Here is a 13,391-nt window from a genome sequence, read left to right as displayed (position 1 = left end):
CGGCTGTTGCTGCTCGACCTCGACGGCGTGCTGCGGGGCTTCCCCGACTTCGACGACTCCGCGTTCGGGCTGCCCATGGGCTCGGTGATGGCCACAGCGTTCGACCCTGAGCTGTTCCGGCCCGCGATCACCGGCCAGGTCACCCACGACCGCTGGCTGGCCACGGTCGCCCGCAAACTGGTCAGCGACACCGTCCCCACCGCCCAAGCCGCCGCCGCGGCAGCCGCCTGGTCGGGTCCCGGATACGTGATCGGGACCGCGCTCGGCCTCGTGCGGGCCGCGCGGGTGCGTAGCCGGGTCGCGCTGCTCACCAACGCCACCACCAGGCTGGCAGGCGACCTCGCCGCGCTCGGGCTCGACCGGGAGGTCGACGGCGTGATCTCGTCGGCTGAGATCGGCATCGGCAAACCCGATCAAGAGGCTTATCTGGCCGCGCTCGCGCTGCTCGACGCCAGCGCCGACGAGACCCTGTTCTGTGACGACGCCGAGCCCAACGTCGCCGCCGCCCGGCGGGTCGGGATGGCCGCGGCGCACGTCCCCGACACCGACGCGCTGCGCACCGCGCTGTCCGTGCACGGCCTGCTTGGCTGACTTCGCTAGCGTGGCGGCCGTGGAATTCGTAGAGATCAACGCCGGTCGGTTCTATCTGCGCGCGCTCCGCGCCGACGACCGGATCGACGACCGGCAGGCGATCGTCGAGGGCTTCGCCGACCCGGAGAGCAGGCGCTGGCTGTCGCACCTCGATGTCTCCGACCTCGACCGCGCGGAGGCCTACATCGTGCGTCGCGCCCAGGGCTGGGCCGAGGAGACGCGGTTCTCGTGGGCCGTGGCCGAACCGACGACCGGCGACCTGCTCGGCGAGGTGCTGCTTAAAGAGGTCGACCTGGCCGCGGGCACCGCGGAGGCGGGCTGTTGGACGCACCCGTCGGCGCGTGGCAGGGGGATGGCGACCGAGGCGCTGGGCGCGGTGCTGCGCTTCGGTTTCGGCGCGCTCGGCCTCAAGGAGATCGTCTACAAACACAGCCCCGGCAACGAGGCTTCGGCCAGGGTCGCGGCCAAACTCGGGTTCACGGTCGTCACTGAGACAGACGAGCGAATCGTGCTCGTGCTGCGTAACGACTGAACGGCGGGCGACGGTAGGGGGAGGGGAACCTGACGATCGCGGCGTGCGTCTAGAAAATGAGCCACGAACGGTCGAATCCGAGCATCGACACTCGATAGAGTGGGTTCACCACAGGTAGTGACGGGGAGGCGACGTGCCGGGCACGGACGGGCACCACCAGGGCGGGCAGGGCGGGGGCCACGGTTCCGGCAACGGGAACCAGGGCGGCGGGGGTAATGCCGCCCAGCACGGCACCGGATACAGCGGCCACAACAACAGTGGCCACGGCTCGCCGGATCGCAAGGACCTGCTCAACCTCGACGCGCAGGCCGTCCCCGCGCTGCGCGGCGCGTTCGTCGCCGCGCTCGACCAGGTTGACCGGCAGCTGGAGGTCGCGGCCGGGGATCTCCCGGTGACGGCGTGGGCCAACGACCCGGTGAGCCTGCGCGCCGCAGGCGTCGTCAACGCGCTGTCCGTCGACTCCGACATCGCCGCGCTCGACGCGTTGCGGGCGTTCCGCAAGCAGTTGGGCACGGCCGTGGACAACCTGGACAAGACCGCCGACCAGTACCGCGTGCTGGAGGACGACACCGAGGCGACCGTGTCGCAGACCGGCCAGGGCTGAGGGGGACGACATGACTGAGCAGACCGCCAAGCGCTGGCAAGGATTCACCCACGACGAGCTGTACCGCCTGCTGCACGAGGGGCCCGGCGCGCAGGCGTCGGCCGCCCCGGCGCGGCGGTGGGCGGAGCTATCGGCGGTGCTCGCCGATGTCGGCCAAGACCTGCTGACCTCCCTGGAGAGCACCGGCGCGGGGTGGCAGGGCCGGGCCGCGGGCCGGGCGTACGACCGCCTGTCGCCATTGGCCGCGTGGGCGACGGACGCGGCGGCGACGGCGGCGCAGATGCGCACCGCCGTGGAGAACCAGGGCGACCACATCGCCAGGGCCCGCGCGGAGATGCCAGCCCCGGAGTCCGCCCCGACCCAGGCGCCGGACCCGACGGTCGCGCCCGTGCTCCAGGTGGCGGGCGCCCAGGTCGACCCTGAGCCCCTCGAAGCCGCCAAGTCCTCGGCGGAGCAGCGCGCGTTCGAGGTCATGGCCGCCTACCAGCAGGCCACCGACACCAACCTCGGCACGCTGACCGCGCTGAACACCCCGGCCGAGGTGGTGAACCACGGGCACGGCAACCACAGCAACCGCGGCCAGGGCATCACCATGTCGACCCACGTGTCCTCGGCGCCGATCACGACGGTTGTCCCCGACACCAACCACCACAACAGCCACCACCGCCCGCCCGGCCACCACCAGCACTCGGGCAGCCAGAACGTCTACATCTCGGGCGCCACCATCAGCGCCGACCCGCCGCGCCGCCCGCTGCTGACCCCGGGCGCGCTGTCGGCGTCGGTCCCGATGGAGACCAACCCGGTCCTCGGCGCGGCCCCGCGCTCGGGAACCGGCCCCACGGAGAGCGATGAGCGCTCCTCATCCCGACGCCCGGCCGCGGCCGCGAGCATGGCGATCGGCGCCGACCCGACCACGAGTGGCGGCACGTCCCCGCTCGGCACGTCGGCGGCCCCGCCGCTGGGCACCACCGGCACCGCGGGCACGCCGATGGGCTCGGCCGCCTCGACCACCCCGGCGTCGTCGGCCGACAAGCTCGGCCTGCGCCGCTTCGGCGCTGACGCCGTCGGCTCCAGCCAGTGGTTCGGCGACCCGGTCGAGCAGGCGCCGAGCCGCGAGGTCTCCGGCCGCCGCCGTGACCTCGGCAGCACCGAGCAGGTCACCGAGTCGGTCGTCATCGACGGCGAGGACCACCAGCTCCCGCCCGGCGTGATCGGCGGCTGACCCGAGAACTCGGCGGATATGCTGGAGCCGCTACAAACCGGCACCTAAGGGGACCGTGGCGGCGGTAGACCACGGTGACCGCCCGACCGCACCCGCCAACCGAACGGAACCAAGACTTGAAAGTTCCGGGGAGGCGGTCAAGTAGGTCTTGGGCTGCTCTAGCGGCTCTGTGTGCGTGTTTCTTCATGGTGATGCTCGATTCCACGATCGTCACCGTGGCGATCCCGGCCATGCTGACCGACCTCGACGCGACCCTCAACGAGGTCATCTGGGTCAACAGCGTCTATCTGCTCGCCAACACCGTCCCGCTGCTGCTCACCGGCCGCCTCGGCGACCGGTACGGGCCCAAGCGCGTGCTGATCATCGGACTCGTCCTGTTCCTCGGCGCCTCGCTCTGGTGCGGCCTGGCCACCACCGCTGAGTCCTTGATCGCCGCCCGCGCCGTGCAGGGCCTGGGCGCCGCGGCGATGACGCCGCAGACCCTCACCTTCATCACCAGGCTGTTCCCGGCGGAGCGCCGCGGCGTGCCGATCGCGGTGTGGGGCGCGGTCGCCGGGGTCGCCACGATCACCGGCCCGGTGATCGGCGGGCTGCTGGTGGAGAACGCGGGCTGGCAGTGGATCTTCCTGCTCAACCTGCCCATCGGCGCGGCGGGGCTGGTCATGGCGCTGGTCCTGCTCCCCGACTGGCGGCCGGGCGGCCGAGTCCGCTTCGACACCCTCGGCGCCGTCCTTGCCTCCCTCGGACTCGCGGCGCTGGTCTTCGGGCTGCAGAACGCCCAGCACTACCACTGGGGAACCATCGTCGGGCCGATCAACGTCACGGTCGTCATCGGCGTCGGGCTTGTGCTGATCGGCGCGTTCCTGGTGTGGCAGCGGCGGACCAAGGACGAGCCGCTGGTCCCGCTGGTCCTGTTCACCAATCAGACCTTCTCCTACGCCAACCTCACCTACGCCGCCCTCGGCTTCGCCACGACCGGCATGTTCCTTCCCCTGGTCATCTATGTGCAGTCCGTCCTCGGCCTCGGCCCGGTGGACTCCAGCGTCCTGTGCGCGCCGATGGCGGGCGCGGCGGGTCTGGCCGCGATCGGCGCGGGCCGCGGGATGCGCCACATCAACGGCAAGACGCTGATCATGACCGGCCTGGCCGCCCTGGCCTGCGGCACCGGCCTGATCGCCGTGTTCGCCGAGCCCGACGCCGACCCGCTGGACCTGGTACCCGGTCTTGTCGTGGCAGGCCTGGGCATCGGGCTCGTCTACTCGCCGCTCACCGCCGCGGCGACCTTCGGCCTGCCGCCGCACCTGGTCGGGGCCGCGTCCGGAGTGTTCAACACCTCGCGGCAGGTCGGCGGGGTTCTCGGCAGCGCGACGACCGGCCTGCTGCTGCAGGTGGGGCTCAGCTTCTCGGTGCCGGAGGCGGCCAAGCAGTACGCCAGAGCCCTCCCGCCGCGCTACGCCGACGAGTTCGTCCGCCGGATCACCGACGCGGCCAACACGGCCAGCCAGTTCGACGACAAGGGGCCGCAGATGCCCAGCGACTGGTCGCCGTCGATCGCGGGGCGGGTGCGGAACCTGGCGACCGACGCCTACGACCTCGGCTTCACCAACGCGGCAAAAGCGACCCTGGTTCTCCCGGTCGTCGTGCTCGTTCTCGGCATCGTTTGCGCCGCGGGCATGCGCACGCCACCAACTGGTAACGCGAAAAACCTGGACTACCCGCGCGAGCGCGCGACTCCGTAGCGTCATCGCCATGACGATCCGGCGGTCACTGCTCACCGTCATCGCGGCGGTCGGCGCTTCCCTTGTCCCCCTCTCCTCGGCGACAGCCGCGCCCGCCGCGAGCGAGCCGGTCTACTCCTACGCAGCCGCGGTGCGCGAGACAGTCTGGGTCGACACCGGGCTGACCTCCCCGCAGGGCGCCCGGGTCCGCGTGGCCGCCGACATCGTCAGGCCGAGCACACCCGCGAGCGTCAAGGTGCCGGTGATCATGGACGCCAGCCCCTATTACACCTCGCTCGGGCGCGGCAACGAGAGCCAGAAGAAGACCTACGACAGCGCGGGCAAACCAATCCAGTTCCCGCTGTTCTACGACAACTACTTCGTCCCACGCGGCTACGCGATCGTGCTCGTCGACCTGTCCGGGACCGCGCGCTCCAACGGCTGCGTCGATGTGGGCGGTCGTTCCGAGATCGCCTCGGCGAAGTCCGTGATCGACTGGCTCAACGGCCGCGCGACCGGCTACACCTCGGCCACCGGGACCACCCGGGCCACCTCGGGCTGGTCGACCGGGGCGGTCGGCATGATCGGCAAGTCGTGGGACGGCACGATCGCCAACGGCGTGGCCGCGACCGGCGTCGACGGGCTCAAGACCATCGTGCCCATCGGCGCGATCAGCTCCTGGTACGACTACTACCGGGCCCATGGCGCGACCCTGAACGCGGGGACGCCGTCAGCGTTGGCCGCCCGCGTGGAGAACGCCCAGGGCAAACAGAACTGCGCGTCGGTGAAGTCCGCTTTGGACAGTGGGTCGCCGTCGAACGGAAATATGACAGCGATGTGGCGCGACCGTGACTACGTGGCGAGCGCTGCCAACATCAAGGCGAGCGTGTTCGTCGTGCACGGCGTCAACGACCTCAACGTGAAGTCGATCAACTTCGGCCAGTGGTGGGCGGCGCTGCCCGCGAGCGTGGAGCGCAAGATCTGGCTGTCGCAGACCGGTCACGTCGACCCGTTCGACTTCCGCCGCTCGGTCTGGGTCGACACCCTGCACCGCTGGTTCGACCACTATCTGCGCGGCGTCGACAACGGCGTCCAGAACGAGCCGCGGGCCAGCGTGGAGCACAAGCCGGACGTGTGGACGACCAGTGCGGCCTGGCCTGCGGTCACCGGCCCGAAGTACCTGTACGCGCACCCGTCGAGCACCGCGGGGGTCGGCGTGCTGAACGGCGCCCCGCCGCCACCCGCCGAGATCCCCCTGTGGGCGAACTTCACCGACAACCGCAGTAGCGAGTACTCCTGGATCACGAACCCGACGTCGACCTCGTCGGCCCGGCTGCTCTACAGCTCGCCCGCGATGGCCGCGGACAACCGGATCTCCGGCACCCCGCGGGTGACGATCACCGCGACCTCGACCTCCAGCGCCGCCCGGCTCACCGCGGTGCTCGTGGACCTCGGACCGGCCACGATCCGCGACTACCGCGGCTCGGGCGAGGGGATCACCACCCTGTCGACCCGCTCCTGCTGGGGCGAGAGCACCCCCGGCGACAGCGCCTGCTTCCTCGACACGGCCACCTCTACCACGTCGACCAGCGCCAATATCATCAGCCGAGGCTGGGCCGACCTGGGCCACTACGCCTCGCTGGACTCCCGGGCCACGCTGACCTCGGGGACGCCGTACCGGATCACGTTCAACCTGGCCAGCACCGACCAGGTGATCCCGGCGGGCCACAAGCTGGCCCTGGTGATCGGCAGCACCGACAGCGCCTACATCGGCTCAGCGGGCAACTACCCGAAGATCGGCGTCGACCTCACGAAGACGGTGCTGCACATCCCCATGACCGGGACGTTCTGACTCCGGGCGGCTGCGCACCGCCCGGAGTTCCAGAGATTCCGGTGAGGCGGACCAGCTCACCAGAAGTGTGCGACGTCGACGACGATGCGTGAGCCGCCGTTGGCGTTGTTCAGGACGAACGCGCGGAATGGGAGGCGGGCGCGGACACCGAGGCCGATAGTGGTCTGGCCCTCGAAGCTGCCCGCGTCGGCGACCTGGCGGAAGGTCTGCCAGCCGGTCACGTTGACCAGTTCACGGCGGTTGGCCGGGTTGAACGTGGAGTTGCCGAAGTCGTCGTAGGACGGGGCGATCGCCACGATCTCGATCTTCGCGCCACCGCGCAGCGGGACGATGTGGCCGGAGCCGTCCTGGCGGACCTGGTCGACGTAGCGCACGAAGTAGCCGTCCGCGCCGCCCGCGCGGATGTCCAGGACGAGACGGTCGTAGCACTGGTGCCTGCCGCCGCGCACACCCACAAGGGGGGCCACCTCCGTGGCGGGCGCCGACTTGGGCAGCGAGCCCCAGCTGATCCCGCAGAATCCCGGCGTCGCGGAGGCGGTCGACGAACCGACCACGCCCAGCGCCAGCATCGTGCCGACCGCGACGGCGACCGCGGTCATCCGGGTGGTCCATCTTCGAACACTCATGGCGATCTCTCCTCGCACCTGCCGAAACCCCTTCGGCGAGAGCTGACCGTGATTTCGGTCATACCAGGAGGACGCGTGTGGACGTCCGAAGTTGTCGCGGGTTCAGCCCGTTGTCGGACCGATACCGTCGCACGGGCGGATCCGCAGGTCACCGACGTAATCGGCGGGTGCTCCGGCGGCTTCGGCGGCGTCGGCGACCACCCCGAGGTAGCGCGCCGACGGCAGGCCGCCCTCGTAGGCGTCCAGGACGTAGAGCCACGCCAGGACCGAGCCCTCCAGCGTCTGCACGCGGAGCCGGATCTTGGAGTGCAGCCCCAGTTCGGAGCCCTCCCACCGGTCCAGGAGCGGCTCGTCGTCGGTGACGTCGTAGAGAACCACGAAGACCTGGGAGTCCGGGTCCTCGACGATGGTGGCCAGCGCGCCTTCCCAACCGAGGTCTTCGCCTCCGAAGGTCAGCCGCCAGCCCACCAGCCATCCGGTCCCCGCCATCGGCGAGTGCGGGGCTCGCTGCATCATCTGGGCCGGGTCCATGTTCGACCCATAAGCGGCGTAGAGCGGCACGCCGACAGCCTAGCGACACCGGGGATCATCGGCTCGCAAGCACGCGCGTTTCGCGGCCACGTCGCGTTCACCCGATCGGGTCCGCGTACGGTAATCGCGGACGCGAGCTCGATGTAGGAGGACACCAGTGACCCGGATCGTGATCATGGGTGGCGGCCCGGCCGGGTACGAGGCGGCCCTGGTCGCCGCTCAGCACGGGGCCGATGTCACCGTCATCGAACGCGACGGCCTCGGCGGCGCCTGCGTGCTCTATGACTGTGTCCCGTCCAAGACGTTCATCGCCTCCGCGGGCGCCCGCTCAGCCTTCCGCGACGCCGACGAACTGGGCATCGGCACCGACGACGTCGACTCGTCAGTGCACCTGCCCGTGGTTCGGGGGCGTGTGCGCGGGCTGGCCCTGGCCCAGTCCGCCGACGTCCGCAACCGCGTCCAGCGCGAAGGCGTCAAGATCCTCATCGGCAACGCCCGCTTCTGCGACGACCGCCCCGGCATGGCCGCCCACCGGGTCGAGGTCACCACCGCCGACACCGTCGAAATCCTCGACGCCGATGTCGTGCTGATCGCCACCGGCGCCACCCCGAGGGTCATCGCCGGAGCCGAGCCAGACGGCAAACGGGTGTTGGACTGGCGCCAGATCTACGACCTGGAACAACTCCCCGAACACCTGGTAGTCGTCGGCTCCGGCGTCACCGGCGCCGAATTCGCCTCGGCCTTCATCGAGATGGGCGTCAAGGTCACGGTGATCTCCAGCCGCGACCGCGTCCTGCCCCACGAGGACGCCGACGCCGCCGCGGTCCTGGAGGACGTGTTCTCCGAACGCGGCACCACCCTGGTCAAACACGCCCGCGCCGAAAAGATCGAACGCGACGACAAGGGCGTCAAGGTCCACCTCAAGGGCGGCGAGATCGTCGAGGCCTCCCACGCCCTGATGACGGTCGGCTCGGTCCCCAACACCAGCGACATCGGCCTGGACAGAATCGGCATCGACCTCGGCCCCGGCGGTTTCATCGCCGTTGACCGGGTCTCGCGCACCAGCGTCCCCGGCGTCTACGCGGCGGGCGACTGCACCGGCGTCCTGATGCTCGCCTCGGTCGCCGCGATGCAGGGTCGCATCGCCATGTGGCACGCCCTGGGCGAGGGCGTCGCACCGATCAAGCTGAAGACAGTCGCCGCCAACGTCTTCACCCACCCCGAGATCGCCACCGTCGGAATCAGCCAACAGGCCATCGACTCGGGCGAAGTCCCAGCCCGCACGATCATGCTCCCCCTGGCCACCAACGCCCGAGCCAAGATGGAAGGTCTGCGTCGAGGCTTTGTGAAGCTGTTCTGCCGCCCCGCCACCGGAGTGGTGATCGGCGGCGTGATCGTCGCCCCCAGCGCCAGCGAACTGATCCTCCCCATCGCGCTGTCAGTGCAGAACCAGCTGACAGTGGATGACCTGGCCCTCACCTTCTCGGTCTACCCGTCCCTGTCGGGTTCGATCACCGAGGCAGGCCGCCAGCTCATGCGTCACGACGACCTGGACTAGAGATAGACAAGGTGAGGGACAGGCGCCCACCGGCTCAGCCTCCGTTCGACGCCCGATACCCCGGCGCGGCCTGCCGAGCCGCAGGAGTGTCAAGCCGAGCGACCGCGTCAACCAACGTCCGCCCAATCACCTGCCGTGCCCGCAGCGCAGGGTGGTTCGCGCTGTAGTTGTCGGCGTTCGCGGCCTGATCACCGGCGAACTGACCGGACGCGAACAGCGCGTAGAACGCTGTCGGCTTGTCAGCGGTGTTGAACACGATGCCCGCCTCGTTGCGCCCGTCGGCGAACCAGCCTGCCTTCGTCGCTACTTTCAGGCGTTCCGCGGAGCTGAGATTCAGCCGGATGCCATCAGTGAACGAGGTTAGCGACCGCAGAAGCGACAACAGATAAGCCGAAGACGTCGCCGAAAGCAACTCCCCATCAACCAACCGCCGCAGCAAAGCATGCGTCTCCCGCGCCGTCGTCTTACCCAGGAAGAACCGATTCGGATTCGCCACCGGCTTCACCTGCGTATGCACAAACCCCTTACCCCGCAAGATCTCATTCAACTCGGCGGCCGGACAAACGAGACCACACAGACGCACACAAGTGTTGTCAGACACCGTAAGCAGCGTCGCGAGCACGTGCCCAAGAGTCACCTGACTCGGGTACGCCCCATCGAGACCAAAGATCCCATCGGTGTCCCGACTGACAATGGCACTACTGACTTCCACCCGCTGATCGAGCGTCAGCAGACCGCGGTCGATCTTGTCCAACACCGCCACCGCGACCGCGATCTTGTTGACGCTGTACGCCTCCACAACCTCATCGGCCCGAACATCGACAGCCGCGCTCGCCGCACCGTCCACATCGGACACGCTGATATACGACGCCCACGTGCCCAGCGACTTCGCGGTCTCGCGCTCGTAGACCCTCCTGACCCGGCCGCACGCCTGGGCGGCGGTCGTCGAAGCGTCCTCCGCCGCGGCGGTAGTGGTTCCGACCCCCAATACGGTGCCGACAGCGGCGGCACCCAGGCCCAGTGCGGACCTTCGATTCACGTTCATGATCCGAGTCAACCAGAAACCGTCGAGTCGGGTGACAAAGACACGAGACATACTCACCGTGTTCGAGCCACACATCTGGGTAGCCGGGTTGGGTGAATCTCCCCCAAACGTATAGGGATCGCTCTACTGGCGCGGTACGTCTGGAGACGCGGGAACCAGTCCGGTCCCGACGGTCTCTGGAGGCACTATGTCTCGCCGAATGGAATGTCCGGAATGTCTTGGCTCAGGGCTCGCGCCCAACCGACGGGACTTCTGCCCGCGGTGTGGCGGTATCGGCCAGGTGCCGAGGCTGTTGTTCGAACCGATATCGGCCCGCAGATAGCCGCGGCCCGTAACGGTGGGCAGTCGGGCCGCGACATGGCGTGCGGGGATCTACCACTGAGAGAGGCACAGTCCTGTGACGTATCCGCCGCAATCCGACGAGCCCTATGGCCAGCCCGCTGAGTCGCAGCCAGGCTCCTACGGCTATGCGCCGCAGGCGCCCGCATACCCGCAGCAGGGATATCCGGCGCAGGCCGGGTACCACGGTCCGGCCGCGCCGCAGAACGGGCTCGGCACCGCCGGGTTCGTCACCGGCCTGCTCGGCCTGATCCTGTTCTGGGTTCCGCTGATCGGCCTCGTCCTGGCGATCATCGGCGTGTCGCTGTCCGGTGTCGGCATGGCCAAGGCCAACCGCGGCGAGGCGAACAACAAGGGTCTGGCCATCGCGGGCCTGGTGTGCGGCGTCATCGGGGTGACGATCTGGCTGATCGCGTTCATCGCGGTCGCGTCGAGCTGACCGGTCGCCCAGGTCGGGGCCCACTCCCGACCTGGGCCGACCGGCGGCTCAGTCGTGTTCGACCCAGTCGAACGTCCTGGTCACGGCCTTCTTCCACTGGGCGTAGTTCTTGTCCCGCGCGGCGTCGTCCATCGCGGGGGTCCATTCCTTGTCCTTGGCCCAGTTCGTGCGGATGTCGTCCTCGCTCTCCCAGAAGCCGACCGCCAGGCCCGCCGCGTACGCCGCGCCAAGAGCCGTGGTCTCGGCGACCTTGGGCCGGATGACGGCGACGCCGAGGATGTCGGCCTGGAACTGCATCAGCAGCTCGTTGCCGACCATCCCGCCGTCGACCTTCAACGCCGTCAGCGGCACCCCCGAGTCGGCGTTCATGGCGTCGATGACCTCACGGGTCTGGAACGCGGTGGCCTCCAGGACCGCGCGCGCCAGGTGGCCCTTGTTCACGAACCTCGTCAGGCCGACGATCGCGCCGCGCGCGTCCGAGCGCCAGTAGGGGGCGAACAGGCCGGAGAACGCGGGGACGAAATAGCAGCCGCCGTTGTCCTCGACCGTGCGGGCGTGTTCCTCGATCTCGGCCGCCGAGCTGATCATGCCCAGGTTGTCCCTGATCCACTGGACCAGCGACCCGGTCACCGCGATCGACCCTTCCAGTGCGTACACCGGATCCTGCGAGCCGATCTTGTAGCAAACCGTTGTCAGCAGGCCGTTCTGGCTCATCACCTGATCCGTGCCCGTGTTGAGCAGCACGAAATTGCCTGTCCCGTAAGTGTTCTTGGCCTCGCCGGGCGACAGGCACGCCTGGCCGAAGGTCGCCGCCTGCTGGTCGCCGAGGATGCCCGAGATCGGCACGCCCGCGAGGGCGCCACGCTCCCGGACGTTGCCGTACTCCTCCGACGACGAGCGGATCTCCGGCAGCATCGCCAGCGGCACGCCCATCTCGCCTGCGATATCGGCGTCCCAAGACAGGGTCGACAGGTCCATCAGCAGCGTCCGCGACGCGTTGGTCGGGTCGGTGACGTGCACGCCGCCGTCGGGGCCGCCGGTCATGTTCCACAGGACCCAGGTGTCCATGTTGCCGAACATCAGGTCCCCGGCCTCGGCCTTGGCGCGGGCGCCGTCGACGTTGTCGAGGATCCAGCGGATCTTCGGGCCGGAGAAGTAGGTCGCCAGCGGCAGACCGGTCTTGGCCCGGTAGCGCTCCTGGCCGTCACCGAGGTTGCCCAGCTCGGTAGCGATGCGGTCCGTCCGCGTGTCCTGCCAGACGATCGCGTTGTAGACCGGTTTGCCGGTCTTGCGGTCCCACACGACGGAGGTCTCACGCTGGTTGGTGATGCCGACCGCGGCGATGTCGGCGACGTGCAGGTCCGCCTTGGCCAGCGCTCCCGCGGCGACCGCGCGGGTGTTCTCCCAGACCTCCTCGGGGTCGTGCTCGACCCACCCGGCCTGCGGGAAGATCTGCCTGTGCTCGCGCTGGTCGACCGCGACCACCTCACCCGCGTGGCTGAAGATCATGCAGCGGGTGGAGGTGGTGCCCTGGTCGACCGCGGCCACGTACTTGGTCATCGGTTCGTTCGCCTCTCGTCGCGACGGTCAGGAAGGCAGGATCTGGGAGAGCAGGCCGGCGAGAACGGCGCCGACGAGCGGGCCCACCACCGGGACCCACGAGTAGTTCCAGTCGGCGCTGCCCTTGCCCTTGATCGGCAGCACCGCGTAGGCGATGCGCGGGCCGAGGTCGCGGGCGGGGTTGATGGCGTAGCCGGTCGGGCCACCGAGGGAGTTGCCGATCCCGATGACCACGAACGCTACCGCCGCGTAGCCGAGCGCGGCGTTGCCGAACTGGGGCAGGCCACCCTCGGCGCCCGCGGTGACGCCGGGGCTGGTCAGGATCCAGAACACGAGCACGAACGTACCGATGATCTCGGTCGCGAGGTTCCAGCCGTAGTTGGGCACGGTCGGTCCGGTGGCGAAGATGCCGCGGGTGGCCGCGGGCTCGTCATGGGTGTCGAACTGCAGTTTGTAGGTCACCCAGCACAGCACGGCGCCGAGGAACGCGCCGACCATCTGGCCGGACAGGTACGCCGGGAGCTTGTCCCAGTCGAGCTTGTCGGCCGACGCCAATCCGAGTGTGACGGCCGGGTTCAGGTGCGCCCCACTTGGCGCGGCGATGCTGGCGCCGGTGAAGACGGCGAAACCCCAGCCGATGTTGATCAGCAGCCAGCCGCCGCTGTGGCCCAGCGACTTCTTCAGCACGACGTTGGCCACGACACCACAGCCCAGCAGCGTCAGCGCCGCGGTGCCCATCAGTTCCCACAGGAAAATCTCGCCGAAGTTCAGGTT

At 69.3% G+C, this 13,391-nt stretch carries 13 protein-coding genes; 8 read left to right on the top strand and 5 right to left on the bottom strand.

Going from position 1 to position 13,391, the window contains the following annotated elements; genetic code table 11:
• Positions 1–6: 6 nt before the first annotated feature.
• The 6 genes from BN1701_RS22280 (at position 7) to BN1701_RS22255 (ending at position 6,519) form a co-directional block, all read left to right on the top strand.
• Positions 7–591 (top strand): HAD family hydrolase, encoded by a 585-nt coding sequence (locus BN1701_RS22280; protein WP_054051862.1) that lies wholly within the window; start codon positions 7–9, stop codon positions 589–591.
• 19 nt (positions 592–610) lie between these two features.
• A complete protein-coding gene (locus BN1701_RS22275; protein WP_054051860.1) occupies positions 611–1,123 on the top strand; it encodes a GNAT family N-acetyltransferase in 513 nt (170 codons plus the stop codon).
• 133 nt (positions 1,124–1,256) lie between these two features.
• A complete protein-coding gene (locus BN1701_RS22270) occupies positions 1,257–1,727 on the top strand; it encodes a hypothetical protein (protein WP_054051858.1) in 471 nt (156 codons plus the stop codon).
• A gap of 10 nt (positions 1,728–1,737) precedes the next feature.
• Complete coding sequence (locus tag BN1701_RS22265; protein ID WP_054051856.1) at positions 1,738–2,949, top strand: PPE domain-containing protein; 1,212 nt, start codon at positions 1,738–1,740, stop codon at positions 2,947–2,949.
• Between the two features lie 74 nt (positions 2,950–3,023).
• Positions 3,024–4,688 carry a DHA2 family efflux MFS transporter permease subunit gene (locus BN1701_RS22260; RefSeq protein ID WP_369800589.1) on the top strand — a complete coding sequence of 555 codons (1,665 nt, stop codon included), beginning with the start codon at positions 3,024–3,026 and terminating at the stop codon, positions 4,686–4,688.
• A gap of 10 nt (positions 4,689–4,698) precedes the next feature.
• Positions 4,699–6,519, top strand: a complete 1,821-nt coding sequence (locus tag BN1701_RS22255) for a Xaa-Pro dipeptidyl-peptidase (protein WP_054051853.1) — start codon at positions 4,699–4,701, stop codon at positions 6,517–6,519.
• Positions 6,520–6,575: 56 nt separating this feature from the next.
• Here BN1701_RS22255 and BN1701_RS22250 read toward each other — a convergent pair whose 3' ends face one another.
• Both BN1701_RS22250 and BN1701_RS22245 read right to left on the bottom strand, forming a co-directional pair.
• Positions 6,576–7,145, bottom strand: a complete 570-nt coding sequence (locus tag BN1701_RS22250) for a hypothetical protein (protein WP_054051851.1) — start codon at positions 7,143–7,145, stop codon at positions 6,576–6,578.
• A gap of 102 nt (positions 7,146–7,247) precedes the next feature.
• Entirely contained in the window at positions 7,248–7,706 is a 459-nt protein-coding gene (locus BN1701_RS22245) for a gamma-glutamylcyclotransferase family protein (RefSeq protein WP_054051849.1), read from the bottom strand.
• A gap of 127 nt (positions 7,707–7,833) precedes the next feature.
• On the opposite strand from BN1701_RS22245, the gene BN1701_RS22240 reads away from it, so the two are divergent.
• On the top strand, positions 7,834–9,234 hold the full coding sequence (locus tag BN1701_RS22240) for an NAD(P)H-quinone dehydrogenase (protein WP_054051846.1): 1,401 nt from the start codon (positions 7,834–7,836) through the stop codon (positions 9,232–9,234).
• Positions 9,235–9,268: 34 nt separating this feature from the next.
• Here BN1701_RS22240 and BN1701_RS22235 read toward each other — a convergent pair whose 3' ends face one another.
• Positions 9,269–10,279 carry a serine hydrolase gene (locus BN1701_RS22235; RefSeq protein ID WP_054056042.1) on the bottom strand — a complete coding sequence of 337 codons (1,011 nt, stop codon included), beginning with the start codon at positions 10,277–10,279 and terminating at the stop codon, positions 9,269–9,271.
• A 397-nt stretch (positions 10,280–10,676) separates the two neighbouring features.
• On the opposite strand from BN1701_RS22235, the gene BN1701_RS22230 reads away from it, so the two are divergent.
• Positions 10,677–11,057, top strand: a complete 381-nt coding sequence (locus BN1701_RS22230) for a DUF4190 domain-containing protein (RefSeq protein ID WP_054051844.1) — start codon at positions 10,677–10,679, stop codon at positions 11,055–11,057.
• A gap of 48 nt (positions 11,058–11,105) precedes the next feature.
• Here the strand turns inward: BN1701_RS22230 and glpK are convergent, their stop codons facing one another.
• Together glpK and BN1701_RS22220 are read right to left on the bottom strand one after the other, a co-directional pair.
• The gene (gene glpK, locus BN1701_RS22225; protein WP_054051842.1) at positions 11,106–12,617 is read right to left on the bottom strand and encodes a glycerol kinase GlpK; all 1,512 of its coding nucleotides are present in this window, start codon (positions 12,615–12,617) and stop codon (positions 11,106–11,108) included.
• A 27-nt stretch (positions 12,618–12,644) separates the two neighbouring features.
• A complete protein-coding gene (locus BN1701_RS22220) occupies positions 12,645–13,388 on the bottom strand; it encodes an MIP/aquaporin family protein (RefSeq protein WP_054056041.1) in 744 nt (247 codons plus the stop codon).
• Positions 13,389–13,391: the final 3 nt, after the last annotated feature.

It is taken from the genome of Alloactinosynnema sp. L-07 (assembly GCF_900070365.1).
Classification (GTDB): domain Bacteria; phylum Actinomycetota; class Actinomycetes; order Mycobacteriales; family Pseudonocardiaceae; genus Actinokineospora.
This window is presented reverse-complemented; position numbering and strand designations above follow the sequence as displayed.

Excerpts from the sequence above, each read along its gene's own strand:
- BN1701_RS22250 (WP_054051851.1), bottom strand. The coding sequence starts at position 7,145 with ATGAGTGTTCGAAGATGGACCACCCGGATGACCGCGGTCGCCGTCGCG.
- BN1701_RS22235 (WP_054056042.1), bottom strand. The coding sequence starts at position 10,279 with ATGAACGTGAATCGAAGGTCCGCACTGGGCCTGGGTGCCGCCGCTGTC.
- BN1701_RS22255 (WP_054051853.1), top strand. The coding sequence starts at position 4,699 with ATGACGATCCGGCGGTCACTGCTCACCGTCATCGCGGCGGTCGGCGCT.
- BN1701_RS22265 (WP_054051856.1), top strand. The coding sequence starts at position 1,738 with ATGACTGAGCAGACCGCCAAGCGCTGGCAAGGATTCACCCACGACGAG.
- glpK (WP_054051842.1), bottom strand. The coding sequence starts at position 12,617 with ATGACCAAGTACGTGGCCGCGGTCGACCAGGGCACCACCTCCACCCGC.